Genomic DNA, 21,212 nt, shown 5'->3' on the forward strand with positions numbered 1-21,212 from the left:
TGCTATATAAGTGAAAGAGGCGGGGACAAAAAGAAAAAATACTAGACCAAGATACATTTGGTCTAGTATTTTTTTGATTTAGGAAGGAGTATTTAACTCAGTGAGGCAGAAAAATTAATATCCATTTTCGCTATTTTTCAAAATAATCGAGTTCTGTCCCAGCCTCTTCTTTTATATGGTTGTCTAAATGGTGCTATAAAGCCCTATGTGGATTACGGGAGAGGCTGTGAAAGCATAACAAAGGGACTTGCATATAGGGTAATCAATCATAAACACAAGTCCTGTTCATATTGAAGGAAAGCACCCGTTAACTTATGGATATTGTTTCACATACTCCATGAAAGCCGTCCTTTTTATAGAGAAACGGCTCTTTAGAATTATTTATTTCTTCAAACGATTTAATTTCTCAGAAACATTAAATCTTCTCATTTCATCTTCTCATTACTATGATGGATCAATAATTTTTCTACTTGAGTCTTTAGTGCTTGGTTGGCATATCGAAGCACGACATCATTGCCAGCAGTTGCTATTTGTACATCACTAAAATATTCATCTACATTAGTCCATCCTATGACCCGTATCTTTTGCTAAACCAACTGTCTTTTGAGATCGAAATACTTTTGGCGTAAATCTTTTAAAAGGGCATCCATTTGGGGAAGAAATACAACTTTAATTTTTTAAATTGTTCCGTTTTTTGATAATCAATCTGTACGGACTTCACTGCTAGTTCAATTAGTAAGTATTGGTGTAACAACTGTTGTTGATCAGGTTTAATCATAATAATCAGCTTCTAATTGAGCTGACTGTATGTTTTGAATAGGAATTCGTTTTGTTTTAGTAAAAAACTGGAACACCAGCAAGAACACTACTTATTAAAAATGTACGCTTTGTTTGTCTCATGAAACAGAATGCTTGAAATGAATCACCAACGATTTTAAAAATTTTTACTCGCCTTTTTGTTACAGACCCAATTTTAGATACATACATCATGTTTACTAATTGATTACGCTGCATAGCTTTAATCAATTGCTCTCTCATCACAGTTCCTCCTAATATGTGAAATGTTCCTCATTTATAATCTATAAAAGAACACTTGTTTGTATACGAATCGGAGCAAACATTCGTATTTTGACAAGATAAAATTTCTGGAAATAGAAAATGCCCAGGCTCAAAAATAAATGAGTTCCTGGGCTATTTTCTCAAAATGCGATTTGTTTTAAGAACTTATGTAGCTCTATAAATAGATGTTTGCATCTTCTGTGGGAATAACAAATTACAGAATTGTTGCACAGTTAAAAAATATTAAAATCATAAGATATATAAGTACCATCCTTGAAATGTGCATGAACGACAGCTGTTCCACGCTTAAGTGGTTTAAGCGAGTTATTAGGAGTTAAAGTAACTACATCAAAACCCGAAATAATTTCTATATTATCAGCACCAAAAGTATACATTTGAGCTATTGATAAAGTTTTGTAAAATGAACCCCCAAATTTATCATTTGGTAAATTACAATTTGGACTTGCAGCAGATGCTTGTTGTGTAGTTGTTAATGGTAACGCAAACGCTGATAAAGCTAATGCAGAAGCTAAAACTATTTTTTTAATTTTTTTCATATATAATCACCTTTCTTTATTTGTAATTAACATAAATTGCTATAGCAAAATACCCTCGAGTAACTATTATCCTACCATTCCTGAAAATAATAATTCAATTGAATAATTACGCCATTTTTTGGCGTTCACTCCGTCATTTTTTGGCGGTGCTCAATTAATTATTTTGAAAGTACGCCAAATCACGCCACTTATACTGTCATTATTTGGCGCATTTTTTATTATTTTATATAACAAAAGTAACATTTTTAGTTAAATTCACACTAAAATCCTTGACACCTTCATTTAGTTCATTTCTTATAATCCTCTAATAATTTTCGCAGAATTGTCACTTTTATTACTATGTATTAAAACCAGCTCGACTAAATAGCTTTGCTGATCTTATAGTTTTTAGTATGCTCGTTGCGCAATGATGATCTTCAATCCTTCAAAATTATCACTTGTCATAGTACCTGAATCAAATTTATCAAGCAACGACTTATCGATTTCCCCTTTATCTACAGTCTGTTTGATGTAGTCGCGTACTGCATTTTCAGTTGCTGGATTTGTAAATCTCAATGTTTTATCATCATCTTCTTTAGGTATAGCCCAATTTTAGAATCTCAAAGTGTGGAGCATCAAAATTTCCTGCCTGCCAGTAACCACCCCATTCAATACCTAGTAAGAAGAAACATTCAGGAATTAAATTGAGTAAGCAAAGTGGTAACATCGAGGAAAAGTTAAAAAAATACAGATAAGTAAAAGAACCATGCTATTGAATTACGTAATACTCCGATATAACTGTAAAGGAGATATGTACAATTACAGGAATTAGTCAGGCGGCATTTTATCTTAGGCTAAAGGAAATGGAAAAAGATAATGTATAACAAGTTTAATGTGTTTAATTATTTTGCAACCGATTTACCTCCTCATTCGACTTTATTGTGTAACGGAGAGGAGAAGCAAAATGGATATAGCAAAATTAGTAAAAAAAGCAAAAAAGGGTGATGATGAATCATTTGAACAACTGATAGGTTCTGTTCGACAAAAGCTGTACCGAACAGCCTATGCGTATGTTAGAAATGAACAAGATGCTCTTGATGTCTATCAAGAAACTATTTATACAGCTTATATTTCAATAAAGACATTAAAAAACCCTGAAAGTTTTTCGAGTTGGATTACAAAAATTCTAGTTTTTAAATCGATTGATTTTATTCGGAAAGAATCCCACCATTTTACTACAGATAATGAGGAAATCTTTACTGAATTAATCGCTTCTGAAAATGTTGATTTTATTATGCATTCGATGGATTTATCAGAAGCCTTTAAATTCTTAAATCCAACTGTTAAGACCATTATTTTGTTGAGGTACTATCATGATCTGTCTATCAAGGAAATATCTACCATAATGAATTATCCAGAAGGAACCGTGAAATCACACTTAAATAGAGCGAAAAAAGAGCTAAGACCCATTTTAAAGGAGGGCTATCTTTATGAATAAAGGCAAATTCAATCAATCTATCAACAACATAAATGTACCTATTGAAAAGCTAATGGCAAGGGAGAAGACGGCTATCTTTCAAGGCAAGAAAAAAAGAAAAGTAAGAACCTCAAAACGGTCAATCTTGGTTGCGTGTGGGTTATGTATTACTTTGCTTGGTTCTGGATTTGTTTCAACAGGCATGGCAGAAGCATTATCAAATATCCCCCTAATTGGTCCAATTTATAAGGACTTTAGAGACATTGCCTCAGATAAAATTGAACACGATCAACTTACGACAATAATTGATAAACAAGATAGTAAAAATGGCTTAACAATGACTGTAAAAGAAGCAGCTTATGATGGTAGCCGGTTAATCGTAACATTAGTTTACACAGGAGAAAAAGAACTTTCGATGAAAGAAGAAGTTGTTGGCTTTAATTATATAACAATTAATGGACAACCAGTTAAACCAGCGATTAGTTCAACAGGGCAAGTTGACATAAACTCGAAAACAATAATAGAACATCATCAATTTACTTTTTCTAATTATAATGAATATGGAGATAAAATTGAGATTGCGGTGCATGGCGAAGATTTATTTGGCTATGAGGGCAAGTTGAGGGTGGCTTTCCCACTTGAAAAAATTAAAGGTGATGTATTTGAGTTTTATCCAGAAGTTACAACTGAAACTGTCGATGAAGTTTATACATTAACGGCCGACAAAGTAACATTTTCACCTCTATCAACAAGAATAGACCTAACAATTGATTATCCTACTGAAATGGATGAAAACGATAGTTGGCCATGGTTTGATTTCTCTGTAGTCGATGATAATGGTCATGTATATGATAAACTGAAACTACAAGCAGGTATGGCTGGGAACTATGGTCATCATATGGTACTGACTTTGCCTCCAATGGATACGATACCAAAATCATTAACACTCAAGCCCAGTCATACAAATCGAGAAGGTTTTAGCGAAGAAATAAAGGAACTAGAATTGGTCGTTCCTTTAAATAAAAGTAAATAAGGATACAAGCTGTAGCGTGTGCAAACGCTATGGCTTTTATTCACTTGAAAAATCAATTTATTAAATGATATTAGAATAAAATATTTTTTAAAAATATTTTTAAAAAATGAGTAAAATTGTTCATTCAAAACATAATCTAACGATGAATAAAGGATTATTGAAATCGAGCAATTTGTCTCATTTAATTAAATTTATGGAGGAATAAAAGTGTATGCAAAGTTAATTAATCGGATTTTCAGTAGTTAACCCGGTGTCTAAGATGCCAGAAGATAAGCCTTTTACATACAATGGAACTACTTATGTTCCTTTACGCTATATATACTCCGTAGACGACTTATAAAGTTTATGCACATTCATTCGAAAAAGATGAGGTACACGCATCTAATCTCATGGATGAAATCATAAACTTTAGGTTCATTTGAAAAATCTAAGCAAAAAATGAAGAATTTGGGATACATTTTGAGGTACATGCTTTTCCCTACCTCCCCCTCTCTCTATTTTGTTAAAAATCAACAACTTAATGAAATACAACAAACACTTATATATCAACGTTTTACAATAAAAAAACACCCGTATTCAATACGAGTGTTTCGGGTATTCTATGACAACCACTTAGGTGGTGTGTTTTTTTCCCAATAGATATTGTTAGGTGCAAATTACAAATAAAAAAGTCCATAAACGTGGATTTATCAGCATTTAAGAGGTTTTTGATTAATTTTAAACAACGCAAAACAAAGCATAAAATTGAATAGTTTTGGGGCTAATTGGGGCTGGATTGGGGCTAATAATTAATGCTTTTGGTGGGCATGTTTGTAGTGGTGACAACAATATATTCAAACAATGATTGAAGGTATTCTTCAATCTTTTTATTTTGCCTTCCACAAAAAAACACCTATAGTAGCAAGTGCTTAGATAAATTATTTATGATCTTTTTTTAATTGTTCTTCAGCTTCTATTTCTTTACGTTTTCTTTCTTCTTCTAATTGTCTTTGATAGATACGTGGTGCAGATGTTCTCATAAAAAATTCGTGCATACGTTGTTGAGTTTCAATTGATGGAATAGTTTTCATAAATTCGCTCCTTTTTTATTAATGGTCTATTACTACCTACAAAGTATTGATTTTTCACCCACATATTACAATCGTTTCTCCGAAGTATATATTCCTAAAACTTCACAAATATACTTTCTTGACCACATAACCTTTAAAAAAATAGTTAAAAGAAAAAGGACTACGCAATTTTGCGCAAGTCCTCTCTATGTGTTAAAATAATAATTAGTTTATATTTTTTGAGTCGATGTTGGCGCATCGGCTTTTTTATTTTCTTTGTCTTTTTCCACAACTTTCTTTACCATATCAGCAATATACGTTAATACTTCCTCAAAGCTCTCTGGCTCTCTACCAACTTCCTTGGTGAATGTTTTTATATTACCTTCCATTGCAAAGGCATTCCAACCTTCCACACTATTTTTATCCAGTTTATTAGGTTCCTTATTTGATTGATCTGATTTGCTTTTTACTACCCTTTCATATAAATTATCTGCATGAATGTTAAGGGTATTAATCTCTTCTGACATTTCTTTGAACAACGGATTAAAGCCCATATCAATTAAACGTACAGTATCTTGTATTTCATCAATTGCAAGATAAGCCATCCCTCGATTTTTATTCCAACCATTATGAACGATCTCATCAATTCTATCCATTAATCTTGCAATGGCTCCTTGTAAAACTTCTAATTGAGTCATCTGTGCTGATAAACTATAAATTTTATTGCTATAATCTATCACTACTTTTTCTAATGTAAGTTGTGTTTGCTGTTGCATAATTATCAATTCCCTTCTGTGGTTTTTATTTCTTTGCTACTGCATTTAAAAGTATTTGTTTATTGTGGTCTGACATAGTACACCATTCTTTTGCTGTAACTCTCACTTCCTCACCCCTTTCTAAATGTCTGCTATTTCTAGTCCATTCACCGACTCACCATTGATGGCTATATTGGAGTAATAATAATGTTGTTAATTACATAGCACACTAATTAATTTACAATGTAAAGCATTTAGTAAATTAATTTATTTACTTTATAAAATATTTGTATACAAGTACACTAAGTGGTATACTAATGATTAGAAGGAGTTGTTAAAAATGAAATTAACTACTAGTGAAAAAATCAAAATCATTCTTGGCAGAAAGAACATGACTGTTAAAGATTTAGCGGATAAATTAGGTACTACACGTCAAAATTTACATAATAAAATGACACGAAATAATTTTAGTGAAAATGATCTAGAGAAAATTACAGAAGCATTGGAAATTAATTATGAAATCAATTTCATCATGGGTGATGGAGAAAAAATTTAATTAGCAACATAAAAAGGCTAGCCTTAAAATGGCTGCCTTTAGTCTTCTTTGTATGAGATATAAGGATATTTTTCGTGAAAAAAAGCTACAGGAATTTTCCCACGTTCAACCCAAAAACCTTTTGCTTTTAATTCGTTGTTCATCGCTTGAATTCTTAATTGAGCCGTTCTTAAACATCCACAGTCTAACATTTCCATTACCTCTTTAGACGAATAAAAATTTTTACGTATATTCATGCTAATTCCTCCTTTTTACTGCAGTAATTTCGTATTATCTTTTATTCTATTTTTTTACAAAAATCACCTTTATTGAAGGAGTAATTCTGTTCTTCTAGAAAATTTAAGAGATAGAAGGTTCAATAAAATAAACATATAAAAAATGGAGGATTATATTGAGAAAAGTAAGAGGTGTCGAGGCATTGATAGCTTATCTTCAATCTATCAATTGCCCCATAGGGAGAACTACTATTTACAATTTAATGCGAACTAACAGTATTCCATTTAATAAACCATCGCCAGGTATTTTACTTTTTGATCTAGATAAAATAGATTGTTGGCTTAATGGAGAATCACACCAAACAAAACAGGACGCCCAATAATACGGGTGTCCTTGTTCTATATTTTATTCTATTTCGATTGTTTTTTTCTTAATGTCTATCGGTATTTTAGCTTCATCTCGCCATACAGTTATATTATTGACTGTTAAATACTTTAATCTAAAATCAACACCATATTTCCTAGACCAAATTCTCTCAACAATCGGTAATAATTTCCGAACTTTTTCTTCTGTAATTTCAAAATCTTTAAAAGGATCCACATATATCCCCTCCCTTCTCTTTAATCATTGCCAATTTTTAAGCTTTATAAAAAAGAAGAAACACTCTCGACTGATCATGCAGCTGAAAGTGTTTAACATATTTTTATTGTAGAAGTTGCGAATCATAAATTTTTAACATTAAAAGGATCTGTTAAATCCTTACCAGCGTTCCTAACCATAAAATTATCAAGTTCAATAGTTGATACTTTCATTCGACCGAGTTTTAATCCTACAAGTTGGCCACTTTTAATAAGGTCATATACCTTATTTTTATTGCATTTAAGTCTTTTAGCTACTTCTGCAACTTCTAATAGTTCATTCATAAAGATTACCTCTTTTAAATGTCATTTTACTACTTTAGTTAGCAAGTTCACCATTAAGAGTTTGAGAAGAAATAAACTCCCTGTCGCCAAGTAGGAATTATACGTTAAACTTATCGTTCCATCATTATCAATCTCTTTATCGCAACTTATATCGATTTTTAAAAATCGTATGTAGCGATGTACTTTTGATAGTTTAATAGGATCATCGGCGTGACGTGCTAATAAATCCTTCTCGATTTCTCTAATTTTTATGGCCATGACTCCCCCTCCCTCCTATGAGCGCTTTTTAACTATTAATTTTCAGACAAACGGGTGGCATCCGGTGTAGGCGGTTTTCAAAATCGCAAAACCTTTTACCCGGGGGTACTACCATTTTCATTATCTATCATCTTGTACTTTCGGCCGTATATCACTCCACAATTAAAATGAAATATAAAGCTTAAATCAAATAATATATTGACTGTCCAATATATAAAAAGTAAAATTATAGAAAAACTAGGAGGAAAATTATGTCTAAATATTTCCCGCCACAATATGGTAAAACACACTTCCATTGTCCATTTTGTGAAGTAAACTCAAATCAAATCTGGCATTCTACTTATTACTATACTCATACATATCAAATGTTATCAGAATTGGAGTTAGCTATTTGCTCACATTGCAAAGAAATGTCTTTATGGTTAGAAAGAATAATGATTTTTCCAGATAAATCATTAGCTCCATTGCCCCACGATGATTTACCTGAAGAGTTATTGGTAGACTATTTGGAAGCCTCTAGTATAGTAAATCATTCGCCTAGAGGAGCTGCCGCTTTACTAAGGCTTGTTTTGCAAAAATTAATGTTCCATCTAGGTGAATCTGGTAAGGATATAAATAAAGATATCGGTTCTTTAGTTCAAAAAGGACTAGATCCACATGTTCAACAAGCATTAGATATCGTAAGAGTGATTGGAAACGAATCTGTTCATCCTGGACAACTTGATTTAAAAGACGATTTTGAAACTACCAATCATTTATTTAAACTCATCAACTTTATAGTTGAAGATAGAATTACTCGCCCAAAAACTATTGAAGCTTTATTTAATAAATTACCTGAAGACAAGAGAAATGGAATAGTGGCACGTGATAATGTTAAGACTCCTAAGTAGGGGTCTTTTTTAATACATAAAATAGCACCTCATAGAGATCATTGAGATGCTTAATCAAAAATTACAATTGATCCAAATTAAGTTGTTTGTATTTTTTCTTATTATTTTTTATAAATTCATCTATCTTTTCAGGTGTGAATTTAGGACCGCTTATATAAGAACTAATATACTTCAAATTAGATTTATCACCAAATAAGTCAAGATATTCACTCTCTTTTAAAAGAGAATCATATATATAAATCATTTGATAAAATAAATAATTCATGGATTTATAATAATAAGGCGGTGCGTGTTCATTTTTTTCGATAAAGCACTCGGGAGATCCTTACGCACAAGTTCATCACTTATTTCTGGATTCATGATTTGAATTGCACAAAACAAATTCTCCTCCATTTCTTTAAAATCTGACCAATAAATTTTATATCTTGCTTCAACTCTCTCTTCAGTACTAATTACATTTGAGATTTTTTTAGCAATTTCAATAAAATATCTTATAGGAACTTGTGCAGTATTAAAATTTTGTAAGTATTGTGGATTGGCATACTTCAAACTTTTACTTACTTGATAATTTGCGACGAGATATGCTCCTGTAATACCTAAAGTTGTTGTAAGAAAACTTATAAATGTTGCTGGTTCCTTAAGTAATCTTATTACCTCCAAAAACCAATTAGGGAAAATATTATGACACATCAAGACAATAAGCACTACTACCATTAAAATCAAAATTAATTTTTTTATTTTTACCACCTACTTACACAGTTTCATAATAATTTTAGTGTATTAGGAACGTATTGTCATTAAAAGAAAAAATGAACATGATAAAAAGCCACACCTGGTTAGATGTGACTTTATCGATTTGTTAACCTATTTCAATCTCACTAGTTACAAATATTTTTTCAGTAAACTCGATTATTACATCTTTAGTTTTATCTAGAAGTTCTTGGGTTTCTTTTTGGAATTTATCATTCAATGTAAAATTAGGTTTTCCGTCTTTAAAGTAATCATTTCTATATGATTCATATTTTTTAATAGTATAGTAGATTAATTGTCTTTCTTTCATTGAGAAATAATGGGCTAATTCATAATTACTAACATTATTAATAGTTTCAGGTAACTTACTCATAACCAAAGATGGCATACTACTTTCTTTCATTTCATTAAGAATATTCATAATGTAGCTAGTCTGCTTAAGGATATCTCTTTTTATTTGATCTCGAAGATTCTGCCTTTTCTCTTCCTCTGCCTCTAGCATTAATTTAGATATTTTAGCACTTTCCTCGGCTGCATCTGCAGCTCCTTTAGCAGCCTTTGCAGATTGTATATTGGCTCTCCAAATTAGAAAACTAAAAAACGATGTAGCTATTGCACTTACACCTACTACTACTGATTCGATTTCATCAAATGACACATTTATTCCTCCTCTACTTAATATCTAGCTTAAGAGGAAAAATATGAACATTCAACTATATTATTGAAATATTTAAAAAGAGACTACCAATTTCGTAGTCTTAATTGCTTGTTTCTTCACAATTACGTACAAGCTTACACGTACAATTATTGGATAATAAAAAAACACCTACCGAAGTAAGTGTTTTTAATTTACATTTTTTATTTTTCAATTATCCCATTAGTTCTTGATAAATTTGATCTATCTCAATTCTTTGCCTTATTATTTCATCTTTAATTAACTGCAGTTGTCCAATTGTGTCTTGCTCTGGCTTTTTAAATCTTAATTTTAAGACTTCACGTTGAATCTTTTTCACACCCTGTTTAGCCACTTTACAACCATCTATGAATATATCCCTCTCATTCTCTGGAGCTTCATTTTTAGCCTTTCTTTGCAAGCTCTTAAGCTTTTTATTTATATGTCTGGCTTCGCTGTCTATGTCATTTAATACTCTACTTGTGAGGTAAATTAATTCTCGAGAATTGTTCATCATTTTTTCACCTCAGACACATCTAGTTTTCGTTTATCAGCAATATGCATCACTTTATTCTCCTTATAGTCCCAATACAAAATGTGGTAACAAAATGTATCGGATACGGACATTTCATCAATTAGATACATGTTTTTTTGAACCTCGGCCAAATAATTTGTAATTTTTTCAGCAAATTCATTTGTATTTTGAAGACCATTTAAACTCGGTTGTATCACTTTAGCACTAGCTACATCAAAGACTTCATCACTAGATAAAGCAGCTCCAACATGAAGCATTCCTTTTGGTAGTAAATTCGATGTAACTTTGTCTTCTGAATCAGTATTATAATAAACAAAACCGGATTGACCATATTGATTAAATCCAACTAAGAAAAATTGTGCATACATGTCCTTATTTTTATCAGAATAAAAAATCGAATCTACTTTAGACGAAATGTTGTCCATAACACCGAGACAATCATTAATGTATTTCAAATCTAAGCACTGTAGTTCTTCAAGAATAAAATCCACAATATTATTCTCTCCTCCGCCTCCAGCGATTAGGTAATCAGACAATTGAAATATTTTCTTTTCAGCATCTTTGACTTTAAATTGATGGCCCATTATTTCTATTGTCTGTCGTGTATCACTCGTTAGAATGGAAATGGATCCTCCTATGTTAAAATTATAGATAAAAGTCATTCATACACACTCCTTGATCCCCAAATAATACATTAGCTACATCAGTTAAAAATTCTTTCATATCGAATGGTGCACTTACTTCTATTAACGTTTTAGAAGGTGATGCTATGCCTAAAACCTTTCTAATTGTACTAGACATAGAATTTCCCATTTCTTCTACCTTCTTTTTAACGCCACCCATCATATCGTTTAAACCTTTTATTAGGCCATTAATAATGTCTTTACCTACTTGAACCAAGTTAACATTTTCTAGGAAAGACTGCGCATGTTTCCATTGGGTTTCGATTATTGTCTTCACATCACCCATTTTTTTCTCAATAGATGATTTCATTTCATCGATTTTTTTACCTGGCCAATCTTTTATAGATTTCCACCATTTTTGTGTATCTGCATCAATTTGTTTCCACATATCTGAGGCAATCGTTTTGATCTCTCCCCATTTTTTTGATGCTGCGTTTCTAAAAGCTTCCCATTTTGATAGTACTTCACCAGTTTCCCAATTTACTTTTGCGACATGTTCTTCTGCTTGCTTTTGGGCTTCAGAAATAATCTTTTCATGGCGTTCTTCAGCCAACTTAATTGTCTGATCACGGGATTTTTTTGCTTCAGCTATCATTTTATCTGCTTCTTCAGCAGATATATCCCCTGTTTCATCTCTCATTTTTATAATAAGTTTGTATTTTTGATCATAGGTGTCATTTGCTTCTTTAATGACTTCTTCTTTTTGTTTAACAGCATTTTTAACTACTTCTGCTGCTTGTTCTGCGGATACTTTAGAAGCATTTTCTTTCATGCGTTCAAGTATGACTTTTTGTTCTAACTCGCTTTCTGAGAACGTTCTAACAGCATTTTCTTTCATCATTTGATTGTAGTTATTGATAATTTCGTGTTCACGTTCAGTAAGTTGACGATTTTCAGCGGCTGCTTTTTCAGTAATTTCTTTAATCCTTTGGAACATGAAGTTTTGCTGTTCAACTTCTTTATCATGACGAGCCTGTCGATTTGCTAGGATTTTTTCTTCTTCAACTGAAGATAGAGCAGATGAATTTGCAAAGAAGTTCTCCATTTCTGATAGTTCTTCTTGATGTCTAGCCTTCATGCCCTCCACAATCTTTTTATTCATTTCAGCATATTTCTCTGCCAAACCAGCTGCTATTTCTTCAGTCATTCTTGTGGAAGTCAGGTAAACTTCAGATAGAGTTTGTGATACACCATCTGATAGTTCTAAGTATCCTCCCAGCGCCTTTTGTGTAGCTTTTGAGACACCTTCACCAAATAGATCAACTTTCTCTATTGCAGGACTCATCGCCTCTTGCATTGTTTTAATAGCACCAACAGCTAATACAACTGGGGGAGCAATAGCAGCAAAAGTAGCTAGGAGTTGTGGATTTTTTTCAACGATTGTGTCCCAGTTTTTATAGAGAGCAACACCACCTGCAGTCAACGCAGCAATACCACCAACAGCCAATCCAACAGGACCAGTTACTAATGCTAATGTGGCACCAAATGCTGTTGTCGCACCGCCTGCTGCACCAATAGCAATAGATAATCCACCAACCGCACTTATAATAGTACCAATACTTGAAATTAAGGCACCGCCAACAATGAGTACAGGTCCAATAGCTGCGGCTATACCACCTAAAACTAGAATTAGTTTCTGTGTACCTTCACTAAGGCTCGCAAATTTTTCAATCCAAGGACCCACTACTTCCACAATTGATAAGACCACTGGAATCAATATGTTTCCAAGTGTGATTCCTAAATCAGTTACTTTATTTTTCAAGATAATCAGTTGTGATTCGGTTGTTTTGTACCGTTGTTCAGCCTCATTAGTTAAAGCAACATTTTCTTCCCACGCTTTGTTAGCAATGTCTATTGAGCTTGCAAATAATTCGTTTGCATTCCCTGCACGAAGTAATGAGTCACGTAGAAGAATTTCTGTGATGCCCATTTCTTGAAGCATGTTGATGGCTGAATCCCCTGCTTGCTCTGCTGTGCCAAGGCCGTTTACAAATGCTCCGATTGCACCGACTGCATCCTTTTCAAATGCCTCTTTGAAGTCCTTACTTGTCATTCCAGCGACTTTCGCGAAATTTTCTAAATCAACACCTGCGTTAACAATGTTCTTCATTTCTTTGTTGGTCATGCCAAGACTATCTGCCAAGCTAGTAAAATCCATGCTGTTGTTAGCGGCAAGCATTTGTAACTCTCGTAACGACATACCTGTTTTTCTAGATAGTTCTTCTGTTTTACCAAGTCCTGTACTAGCAGCTACCTGCATTCGTACCATTACACGTGACAGTGCAGAACCACCCATTTCAGCTTGAATACCTACAGATGATAAAGCAGTAGCAAGACCAAGAATGTCAGCTTCAGACATGCCAATTTGAGCCCCTGCACCTGCCAAACGTAGGGCCATTTCCACGATTTCAGATTCTGTTGTTGCGAAGTTGTTACCAAGATCAACGACTGTTGAACCTAACTTGTCAAAGTCCTGTTGTGACATCTTCGTGATGTTCGCAAACCTTGCAAGAGCAGTCGCTGCTTCATCTGCTGACATGTTTGTTGCTACTCCCATGTCTGTCATTGTTCGTGTAAAGCCTATAATTGCATCGTTTTTAATACCTAATTGTCCTGCAGCCTCTGCTACCTTTGCGATCTCCGTAGCAGCAGCTGGAATTTCTTTAGACATGTTTCTGATTTCGTCAGAGAAGAATTGGAATTCTGATTCAGTTGCATCCACAGTTTTACGAACACCTGCAAAAGCTGATTCAAAGTCTACTGCTGCTTTTATAGCTCCCACCCCCAGAGCGGCGATTGGAGCTGAAACTTTCAATGATAAATCTTTTCCGATGGCGGTCATGTTTCCACCAAATGATTTCATCTTGCTTCCAGCATCTTGAAATCTCTGTCCAACTTGAGTCCATTGAGATGATTGGATACGTAATTGGTCAGTAACCTCAGCTAACTCACGTTCTAAGCGATTATATTGCGCTTGGGCTTGGTTAACTGCATTGGCTTGTCTTTCGATTTGTGCAGAAGATGCGGTACCGCTAGCTACCAATTCATCGTATCGACGTCGCTGTTCTTGCAGCTTAATTGAAGCAGCGTCAAATGATCTTGATAGAACATTTTGTTTTTGAGATAAACCAGTCAATGAATTTTCATAAGCTGAGCCTTTTGCTCGAATAGCTTGTAACTCACTACCCATCGCCTTCATGTTTCGGTTTACCTGTGCTACAGTACCGTTAAAATTTGATGCATTTAAACTAAGACTGACTTCTAAACTTCCTATGCTTGCCATATATTCTCACCTTCTTTCATTTCTCTTTTGATAAGTGGATTTTGTTGTAGTTTTTACTTAATAATTGATCGATTCGTTTGAAAGTCAAATCGAATTCTTCTATCATGTCTTTCAATTCTTCTGTTTCAAGATGTTGTTCCCAACGTGAACCACCTTTTAATTCCACATTAGTTATCCAATTAATCCCCTTTAGTCTTGGATCATTTACATTAGTGGTACAAAAAGTGGTATTATCACGTGGGCTGTTAGTTAAGCAAATTTCAAATACAGTTCCATGATTAATTAATATCTTCTCTTTAGAATCCATAGCCCACATTAATTTTTTCTCATTGTGTACGTCACGATAACTTAAGATCTTTCTGAAAATATAGCTACATTTTCGTAACCTTTGTAACTTAACATAGCGATAAAAACGTTCACCATATTTGGTTGTTGGAACAAATTTAAAGAATAAGAGTGGTCCTTTTTGTACCAATATTAGCTGGCCGTTTTCCTGGTCTTTAGTCGTTGTTATGATCTCTTTTGGTTCATGTTCTAATGTAAATGCTACATTATCCGCATAATTAACAGTGCTTGGTTCAACGTGAAAATATTCCACATTCTTACCTTTTATATCCCAATGAACAGCCTCAAAATCAGCAGCTAGTCCATATATTGCTTTCTCCATTTAAGTCCTCCTCAAATTCGATCCCCGAACCTCTTCTCGAATTCGCTTAATTCCCTTTTTACTTCCTTTGGTATACTCAATTTCATTTGAGAAGAAATATCTAATCCTAGATCACGTGCAGCTGCCCGACATTCTTTGAATAACATATTTTTTGTTCTAACTAAGCTGGCATGATGCTCATTCGGAACTATTTGCTTCCCATTATCAGTTTCAATAACTGAAGTAGGTTTGGTTTTTTTTAATCCTTTCATCACTTCAAAATATTGATATTTTGAATCTAAATAGCGAGCTAAATTGTCCAAATCAAGCTCACTAAACATGTTTAATTCCACCAATTGGGCAGAGATTTCATTGAACTCACGCTTTTGTGCTGCAGTTAAATATGAAGGTGGAACGATATTCTCTGTTGGTCCTAACACACGTCTTTCCTGATCAATACGCTGTTTTATTTCCTGTTTGGTAAAGTGTTTTCGTCCAGTTCGTACTAATAAATCAATCGGTTTTCGTGGTCCAGCCATAAATATCACCTCGATTTTCTAAAAATAATTCAAGTGGGGATTCCTATGCCCAGAAAGCGGTCAGCCGGTGTAGGGCCCCCTGCCGTATGGGAAACGAATGGAGGGGGGCTATCCCCCTACGCAATGGTATCCCACTCTTGTCCAGCTTTTTTAACCAATAAACTTCTTATTTGTCGTGCTTGATCACCACAGTTTGAATCATATTCTTTCGCAGTTATTGCATGAGCCTTCGTTTTGTTTAAATAATTTTCTGCTATTCTAAGAATGTTTTGGTTATTTTTGATAATCTTCCTACGTTGTTCAGCTAATTTATCAACTTCATTCTGTAATTGCTTTGTTAATTTTTCTACGCGAGAAACTTCTTTATCGAATTGCACCACTTCTTCATTACGAGTAACTTTTATTGCTTCGATAATCGATACAACTTCGTCATCTAATTGGTTTTGCTCTATTAAGCAAGCATCTAGTTCTTTCTCTGCTAAAAGTATTTGATCATTCACATCTTTTAAGAGTTGTACACGTTCTACGGTTTCTTCAATGCTCGTGTGCATTGATTCTTTTCCTTGTTCATTCTCCAGGTCATTACGTTTACCACGTAGTAACTTGAGATCTTGTGTATATTGATGAACCTTAAACTTTACTTGGTCCATTTCCTTTCTAATATCAGTTAAATCGCGTTTTTTTCTTAACATAATTTATCCCTCCAGTTTTTAATGTAGATACTGATTAATCAGTCATTTAACAAACATAGGCATTCCCCCTTTCAATAAAATAAAAAGCCCACAACTTAACACATCGCTGTGCAGTCATGGACTTCTAGAGTCTCTAAGGTTATTTAACTTTGTAATGATTAATAGCTTTGCAGCTTGATCGTGTGCATTGTACTTCTAAGTCACATGGAGAAACACTTGCTTCATATTCTTTAGCAGCTTTAAGTAATAGCTTCCCACATTTTGTGCATCGTAGTTCTTTCATATTGTTTGCCCTTCCTATCTTCCTGTTTTTACTCTTTCTCTTCTAGATTCATTAGCAAATATTTTTCTTGCTTGCTCATGTGGGATTGTTGTAGTACTTCCACAATGAACACAACATGTTTCATATTTTGGGTTTATTAATTCTCTCAACTGTTCCAAGTATTCATTGAAATTTTGGATTGGATTTAGAATAGGTTCTTCCTTTGGTTGCTTCATATATTCGGTAAAAGAAGCATGTATTTTTGCTACGTTACTGTAGCTATGACCTAACACTTGAGCCACTTCTTCCAATGAATAACCTTCAATGTATTTGTAATAAACCAATTTTGTGAAATCATGTTTACTATTTCGCATATATGATTTTAAATCTTCTAGATCTTTTACTTGATACGACTTCTCTTTTGCAGCAGCTTGTCTTCTTTCTAGACTACTTCCCTCGTCATGCTCGATACTTTCTAAACGCTCAATATAATCCATGATTTTATAGGCATCTTGTATCATTCTTAGATTGGTACCTGGATTATACAGTCCGAATGATCTTGTCATTCTCTTACCTCCCTTGTGTAAACAAACTACGCATCTTATTTTGACGTCTACTTCTTTTTGCCATATCAGGCTTCAACACAATTTGTTGAGCTGGCCCTTCGATCGATTCACTAATCTGTTTTGTATGTTCCTCTGCTAATTGCTCATCACGCCAATAACGTTCATTAATTAATGTGAGATTTTTAATAACAGCATTCCTTAAACTTTCATAATCTACCTTTTGAGAAAACTCAAAATAACGTATAAACAGCTCTCTATCTTCCATACTTAACGATTCACATATCTCATTGAAACGCTTGTATTGAAGCCTAATGCGGTTTAATCGTTTCTTATATGCAGCCTTTTCATCGATAATCATTAAAGCAAGTGTATCTGTCCTACTAGAAAAAGGATCATCGTTATCATAAGAAGGAATACCATAACTAAATTCGTACAGCTGGGCAAAGTGTGCTGCTTGTTTCTTCTCTAAATAGTTTGCTAGCTTGTTAGCATTGGCATCCATCCACAATGAATACATAGACTTCCTTACTTTATGTTCTAGTTCGGAAATAAAAGTATCTGAATCACTTTCAATCGCATAAGGTGTGTCAGCTGTAATGAGGGCTAATTGTTCACCAAATGCTTCTGAAATTGTAGTTTGATTCATGCAGCACACCCTCCTTTCAACTAAACCCAGTAAATACGTTCAGCAGTTTTTTCAATCAACCATTTACGTTTCTTTAACACCTGATTCCTAGACATATACAAACGATCTGCAATGATTAACCAGTCTTCAGAAATACCACTTGAATTCCAGTAGCGCATATCAACAATAGTTTTTAAATCTTCGTCGAGTTCACTATAGAGTTGCTCGATTCCATTAATTATTGTTGTATGTCTGTCTATAAAAGCATTTTCAGCAGGATTTTCACCAGATTGCAAAACTTCATATTCACGATGTTTCACGCGCTTTTTAATTTCTTCAATGTCTATCCAATAGTTTTCTATTACTTCAATTTCATACTTTTCTAATCTCATGAGCTTGTACCTCCACAATTAGTTCAATGGAATGCCGTGTTTTTTGGCCAATCGTAGGTTTTCTTTATTATTCCGATCAATCACCAGCTCATATGTTGTTGGTCTAGGTAAATTAATACAATGAGCAACGACGTTACCTTCTTCTGCAGCATGAATATGTTTATCTTTACAGATTACACACTTCTCGATTACTCCATATATTCCAGTTGGCTTTTGATAAGTTGTTTCTTTTAAAATTACGATATTTGTTTTCACCATTATGTTTGCTCCCTGATTATTTATTTGGACTTCCGCGAGTTATCCTCTTTTTATACTTCCTACTTTCTTAAGTTTCCTCCCTTATTTCCTACCGACAAAAACCTTATGTATCAAGGCTTCAAATGGCATGGTAGGAAAAGTAAGAGAAGTAAGAAGAAAAATAGGTTATAAAAGTTATCATTATATCGAAGCATAATAAGTTAAAACGTTATTCTTATGCGATATATATAATTACTTCTTACTTTTCCTACCTTTCCTACCTATACAAACAATCTGTTGATATTACTGGGTTTGAGAAGGTAGGGAAGTTTTGAATATAATTTTATATCTACCTACCTTTTCCTACCTTTTTTAGTTAAGTGTGAATTTCCTCCGAAAAATCAAACCCTAATTCTTCTACAATTTTCTGCTGGATAGGTACACCACTGAAATTTCTACCTTTATGCTTGACTTGTTTATAATCAACTGTTTTTCCTTTGCTAATCTGGGGAACTGTTATTTCCCTACGCAACCATTCACTCCGAATAGTCTTTTCTTCTGATTTTAAAAACTCTTTTAAATATGCAGGCAACAAATGTAATGAATCGTTCTTATATATTGCTTTAATACCACTTCTAGGTTCGAAATAGTTATTAAAAATCGCGCCTCTATCAGAGTCTAAATCGGATAGTATTGCTTCTAAAAGTTGCATAGGTTTATCCACCGCTTTATTTTCAGCATTTAATTCATCAAATAAACGATAAAGCTCCAGTAAATCGATTTCTAAACCAAAAAACTCATTCAATAACCGCCCTGTAAAAACTATTGCAGCGTAATATCTAGCTATTCTTCCTATAACTTCGTTACCCTGTGATTTCTTTTGAAATATTTCGTTATACTCTGCAAAGTTTGGAAGCAAGAAATTTTTCTTTTCTCTCCAATGATTCAAAAACTCTAACCCAATCGAACCATAATATTTATCTATCGCATTGTATAAATCAGTGAAAAACTGATAATTTTCTCCCTGAAATGGTAATCCTGTAATAGGTAAAATCCTTGCTGCCACACCACCAGCACGTTCAGCGTATGCATTAAGTGAGTCTTCGCCAGTAGATAAAAGGAGATTTCCCCATGTATATTCACGCTGGGAACCACTCACAGAACCACGTCCTCTGGATCTACCTCCTGAGAAGGCATAAACAAAACTTTGTAACTGTTTTTCATCTGCTTTTCTTGTATCGTCTAAAATAATTGGAAAGCTATTCAAAAATGCGGCTTTTCTCTCTGCTGCAACTTTTGTCAAAGACCACTCTGAAACTAAATGCTCTGACCCCCATACACTTGCGCAAGCCCTTAATACGGTTGTCTTCCCCTGAGAAGTTACCCCTGATAAATCAACAATGAATGGTTTCATTTTTAAATCTTGAAGTAAGACAGATGTGAATGATGCCAATATCATTAACAAGGCTTTAGGGTGCTTTTTAATAGGTTTAAATACGTTTTCAAGCCATTCTTCACTTGTTCCTGACGTTTGGAATGCATCAAGTATTTGTCTTTCACCAATATCAGGTGGTAGGATTTTTACACCATCACCTTCTAACGGATGTACAAAAGTGTCTTTGATATGACCTAACCTTTCGACTAAATATTCATGGTCCAAATTATTTACCATGCATAATCTATCAAAATATGTGATAAGATTCTTTGCATTGTTATCAGTTACTGCTAGTGATTTATACGAAAGTTTTAGTAGTTCTTTTTTTATTGCAAGATCCCCAGCTGGTAAAACCTCTTTATAAACTTTACCCTTATCTGACCAAGCTAGCTCATAATATAACTGTGGATGCTCCACATTCATAAATGAGCGTGTAATTATTGGTGTTTGACGGCATATTAATACTTCTTGCTCTTCAATTTCACCGTTACGATTTTTCTTTTCGACAATATTATACAGACAGCCATTTTTAGAAATGTAACCTTTTGGAAAAACAAACGAATTATTTTCATTAAGAATGGTTCGAAGGTTATCTTCTTTCGGCTCCGGATTAAATGTTTTTGTACAATCTGCTATCGCTTTTTGTAATGTCTCATCCCCATATGTAGAGGAATTCTGTTCCCTATCCCATTTGTCACGCATTAAAGATGAACGGCGGAAAATACTATCCATCATTGCGTAATCACAATTCGTCCAGAAGGCTAAATCGTTTGTAAAAGCCATATCTGCTTCAGAGTGCGAATTGTAGAATTGCTCCCATCCACCATCCATAAAAACTTGAAAACGGCCCCCGACTTTACTTTTTAAAGCAATGTTTATAAGCTCGTCTTCGGTGAAACTCGTACCACAATTTATATTCATTTTATTTCGACTGTCTGTTACTTTCGGTTTATACAAATATTTATTGTGGAGATAATTAATTTTGTTAAACTCATCTTCCTCCACACGGGTGTATCTCCCGATTTGATTACCAGTCATACAAAAAAATCGACCACTATCATACATTGATATGCTCCCTATTAGGTAGACAGATGAAAAAATAAAATCTGTTTATCTAAGGGGAGTATTTTTTATGGGGCGAA

General features: G+C 33.7%; 29 protein-coding genes. 6 read left to right on the forward strand and 23 right to left on the reverse strand.

The features are described from left to right. Positions 1–634 precede the first annotated feature (634 nt). The 4 genes from HCH28_RS25120 to HCH28_RS16835 form a co-directional block, all read right to left on the reverse strand. Positions 635–778, reverse strand: coding sequence for a hypothetical protein (locus tag HCH28_RS25120; protein ID WP_255601650.1), 144 nt, complete (start codon positions 776–778; stop codon positions 635–637). Positions 779–834: 56 nt separating this feature from the next. After that, positions 835–1,038, reverse strand: coding sequence for a transcriptional regulator (locus HCH28_RS16825; protein WP_221682332.1), 204 nt, complete (start codon positions 1,036–1,038; stop codon positions 835–837). A gap of 254 nt (positions 1,039–1,292) precedes the next feature. Further along, positions 1,293–1,616: a BLB8/JUQZ-1 family protein gene (locus tag HCH28_RS16830; RefSeq protein WP_221682333.1), complete on the reverse strand. Its 324-nt coding sequence runs from the start codon at positions 1,614–1,616 to the stop codon at positions 1,293–1,295. A gap of 387 nt (positions 1,617–2,003) precedes the next feature. Further along, positions 2,004–2,171 carry a hypothetical protein gene (locus tag HCH28_RS16835; RefSeq protein WP_221682334.1) on the reverse strand — a complete coding sequence of 56 codons (168 nt, stop codon included), beginning with the start codon at positions 2,169–2,171 and terminating at the stop codon, positions 2,004–2,006. 251 nt (positions 2,172–2,422) lie between these two features. Between HCH28_RS16835 and HCH28_RS25125 the strand changes: the two genes are divergently transcribed. The 3 genes from HCH28_RS25125 (at position 2,423) to HCH28_RS16850 (ending at position 4,105) form a co-directional block, all read left to right on the forward strand. Further along, the gene (locus tag HCH28_RS25125; protein WP_274773467.1) at positions 2,423–2,479 is read left to right on the forward strand and encodes a hypothetical protein; all 57 of its coding nucleotides are present in this window, start codon (positions 2,423–2,425) and stop codon (positions 2,477–2,479) included. 80 nt (positions 2,480–2,559) lie between these two features. Further along, complete coding sequence (locus tag HCH28_RS16845) at positions 2,560–3,093, forward strand: sigma-70 family RNA polymerase sigma factor (protein WP_221682335.1); 534 nt, start codon at positions 2,560–2,562, stop codon at positions 3,091–3,093. Then, positions 3,086–4,105, forward strand: coding sequence for a DUF4179 domain-containing protein (locus HCH28_RS16850; RefSeq protein ID WP_221682336.1), 1,020 nt, complete (start codon positions 3,086–3,088; stop codon positions 4,103–4,105). The genes HCH28_RS16845 and HCH28_RS16850 overlap by 8 nt, the downstream gene beginning before the upstream one ends. A 917-nt stretch (positions 4,106–5,022) precedes the next feature. Here HCH28_RS16850 and HCH28_RS16855 read toward each other — a convergent pair. Both HCH28_RS16855 and HCH28_RS16860 read right to left on the reverse strand, forming a co-directional pair. Continuing rightward, positions 5,023–5,175, reverse strand: a complete 153-nt coding sequence (locus HCH28_RS16855; protein ID WP_221682337.1) for a hypothetical protein — start codon at positions 5,173–5,175, stop codon at positions 5,023–5,025. 209 nt (positions 5,176–5,384) lie between these two features. After that, positions 5,385–5,930, reverse strand: a complete 546-nt coding sequence (locus tag HCH28_RS16860) for a hypothetical protein (RefSeq protein ID WP_221682338.1) — start codon at positions 5,928–5,930, stop codon at positions 5,385–5,387. A gap of 319 nt (positions 5,931–6,249) precedes the next feature. Here HCH28_RS16860 and HCH28_RS16865 point away from each other — a divergent pair, with 319 nt between their 5' ends. Next, positions 6,250–6,465 carry a helix-turn-helix domain-containing protein gene (locus tag HCH28_RS16865; RefSeq protein ID WP_221682339.1) on the forward strand — a complete coding sequence of 72 codons (216 nt, stop codon included), beginning with the start codon at positions 6,250–6,252 and terminating at the stop codon, positions 6,463–6,465. 38 nt (positions 6,466–6,503) lie between these two features. Here the strand turns inward: HCH28_RS16865 and HCH28_RS16870 are convergent, their stop codons facing one another. Continuing rightward, on the reverse strand, positions 6,504–6,701 hold the full coding sequence (locus tag HCH28_RS16870) for a hypothetical protein (protein WP_221682340.1): 198 nt from the start codon (positions 6,699–6,701) through the stop codon (positions 6,504–6,506). A 155-nt stretch (positions 6,702–6,856) separates the two neighbouring features. Between HCH28_RS16870 and HCH28_RS16875 the strand changes: the two genes are divergently transcribed. Further along, complete coding sequence (locus HCH28_RS16875) at positions 6,857–7,063, forward strand: hypothetical protein (protein WP_221682341.1); 207 nt, start codon at positions 6,857–6,859, stop codon at positions 7,061–7,063. A gap of 23 nt (positions 7,064–7,086) precedes the next feature. On the opposite strand, the gene HCH28_RS16880 is transcribed toward HCH28_RS16875, so the two are convergent. The 3 genes from HCH28_RS16880 to HCH28_RS16890 all read right to left on the reverse strand — a co-directional run bounded on the left by HCH28_RS16880 (position 7,087) and on the right by HCH28_RS16890 (position 7,862). Continuing rightward, positions 7,087–7,281, reverse strand: a complete 195-nt coding sequence (locus HCH28_RS16880; RefSeq protein ID WP_221682342.1) for a hypothetical protein — start codon at positions 7,279–7,281, stop codon at positions 7,087–7,089. Between the two features lie 122 nt (positions 7,282–7,403). Further along, positions 7,404–7,604 carry a helix-turn-helix domain-containing protein gene (locus HCH28_RS16885; RefSeq protein ID WP_221682343.1) on the reverse strand — a complete coding sequence of 67 codons (201 nt, stop codon included), beginning with the start codon at positions 7,602–7,604 and terminating at the stop codon, positions 7,404–7,406. Between the two features lie 21 nt (positions 7,605–7,625). Beyond that, positions 7,626–7,862 carry a hypothetical protein gene (locus HCH28_RS16890; RefSeq protein ID WP_221682344.1) on the reverse strand — a complete coding sequence of 79 codons (237 nt, stop codon included), beginning with the start codon at positions 7,860–7,862 and terminating at the stop codon, positions 7,626–7,628. A 251-nt stretch (positions 7,863–8,113) separates the two neighbouring features. Between HCH28_RS16890 and HCH28_RS16895 the strand changes: the two genes are divergently transcribed. Continuing rightward, entirely contained in the window at positions 8,114–8,752 is a 639-nt protein-coding gene (locus HCH28_RS16895) for a DUF4145 domain-containing protein (RefSeq protein WP_221682345.1), read from the forward strand. 261 nt (positions 8,753–9,013) lie between these two features. On the opposite strand, the gene HCH28_RS16900 is transcribed toward HCH28_RS16895, so the two are convergent. The 13 genes from HCH28_RS16900 to HCH28_RS16960 form a co-directional block, all read right to left on the reverse strand. Then, positions 9,014–9,499: a hypothetical protein gene (locus HCH28_RS16900; RefSeq protein ID WP_221682346.1), complete on the reverse strand. Its 486-nt coding sequence runs from the start codon at positions 9,497–9,499 to the stop codon at positions 9,014–9,016. Between the two features lie 112 nt (positions 9,500–9,611). After that, positions 9,612–10,160: a hypothetical protein gene (locus HCH28_RS16905; protein ID WP_221682347.1), complete on the reverse strand. Its 549-nt coding sequence runs from the start codon at positions 10,158–10,160 to the stop codon at positions 9,612–9,614. 211 nt (positions 10,161–10,371) lie between these two features. Continuing rightward, positions 10,372–10,689, reverse strand: a complete 318-nt coding sequence (locus tag HCH28_RS16910; RefSeq protein WP_221682348.1) for a hypothetical protein — start codon at positions 10,687–10,689, stop codon at positions 10,372–10,374. Continuing rightward, positions 10,689–11,372 (reverse strand): Ntn hydrolase family protein, encoded by a 684-nt coding sequence (locus tag HCH28_RS16915; RefSeq protein WP_221682349.1) that lies wholly within the window; start codon positions 11,370–11,372, stop codon positions 10,689–10,691. The genes HCH28_RS16910 and HCH28_RS16915 overlap by 1 nt, the downstream gene beginning before the upstream one ends. After that, positions 11,356–14,676 carry a phage tail tape measure protein gene (locus tag HCH28_RS16920; RefSeq protein WP_221682350.1) on the reverse strand — a complete coding sequence of 1,107 codons (3,321 nt, stop codon included), beginning with the start codon at positions 14,674–14,676 and terminating at the stop codon, positions 11,356–11,358. Before HCH28_RS16920 ends, HCH28_RS16915 begins: the two co-directional genes overlap by 17 nt. A 16-nt stretch (positions 14,677–14,692) precedes the next feature. Beyond that, positions 14,693–15,343 (reverse strand): hypothetical protein, encoded by a 651-nt coding sequence (locus HCH28_RS16925; RefSeq protein WP_221682351.1) that lies wholly within the window; start codon positions 15,341–15,343, stop codon positions 14,693–14,695. Positions 15,344–15,354: 11 nt separating this feature from the next. Then, positions 15,355–15,861: a phage terminase small subunit P27 family gene (locus HCH28_RS16930; protein ID WP_221682352.1), complete on the reverse strand. Its 507-nt coding sequence runs from the start codon at positions 15,859–15,861 to the stop codon at positions 15,355–15,357. 116 nt (positions 15,862–15,977) lie between these two features. Beyond that, positions 15,978–16,553: a hypothetical protein gene (locus HCH28_RS16935; RefSeq protein WP_221682353.1), complete on the reverse strand. Its 576-nt coding sequence runs from the start codon at positions 16,551–16,553 to the stop codon at positions 15,978–15,980. A 297-nt stretch (positions 16,554–16,850) separates the two neighbouring features. Further along, positions 16,851–17,381, reverse strand: a complete 531-nt coding sequence (locus HCH28_RS16940) for a hypothetical protein (protein ID WP_221682354.1) — start codon at positions 17,379–17,381, stop codon at positions 16,851–16,853. A gap of 4 nt (positions 17,382–17,385) precedes the next feature. After that, a complete protein-coding gene (locus HCH28_RS16945) occupies positions 17,386–18,027 on the reverse strand; it encodes a hypothetical protein (protein WP_221682355.1) in 642 nt (213 codons plus the stop codon). Between the two features lie 20 nt (positions 18,028–18,047). Further along, positions 18,048–18,398, reverse strand: coding sequence for a hypothetical protein (locus HCH28_RS16950; protein ID WP_221682356.1), 351 nt, complete (start codon positions 18,396–18,398; stop codon positions 18,048–18,050). Between the two features lie 18 nt (positions 18,399–18,416). Further along, positions 18,417–18,656: a hypothetical protein gene (locus tag HCH28_RS16955; RefSeq protein WP_221682357.1), complete on the reverse strand. Its 240-nt coding sequence runs from the start codon at positions 18,654–18,656 to the stop codon at positions 18,417–18,419. Positions 18,657–19,011: 355 nt separating this feature from the next. Next, the gene (locus tag HCH28_RS16960) at positions 19,012–21,075 is read right to left on the reverse strand and encodes a phage NrS-1 polymerase family protein (protein ID WP_221682358.1); all 2,064 of its coding nucleotides are present in this window, start codon (positions 21,073–21,075) and stop codon (positions 19,012–19,014) included. Positions 21,076–21,212: the final 137 nt, after the last annotated feature.

Source organism: Lysinibacillus sp. K60, from assembly GCF_019731275.1.
Classification (GTDB): Bacteria; Bacillota; Bacilli; order Bacillales_A; family Planococcaceae; genus Lysinibacillus; species Lysinibacillus capsici.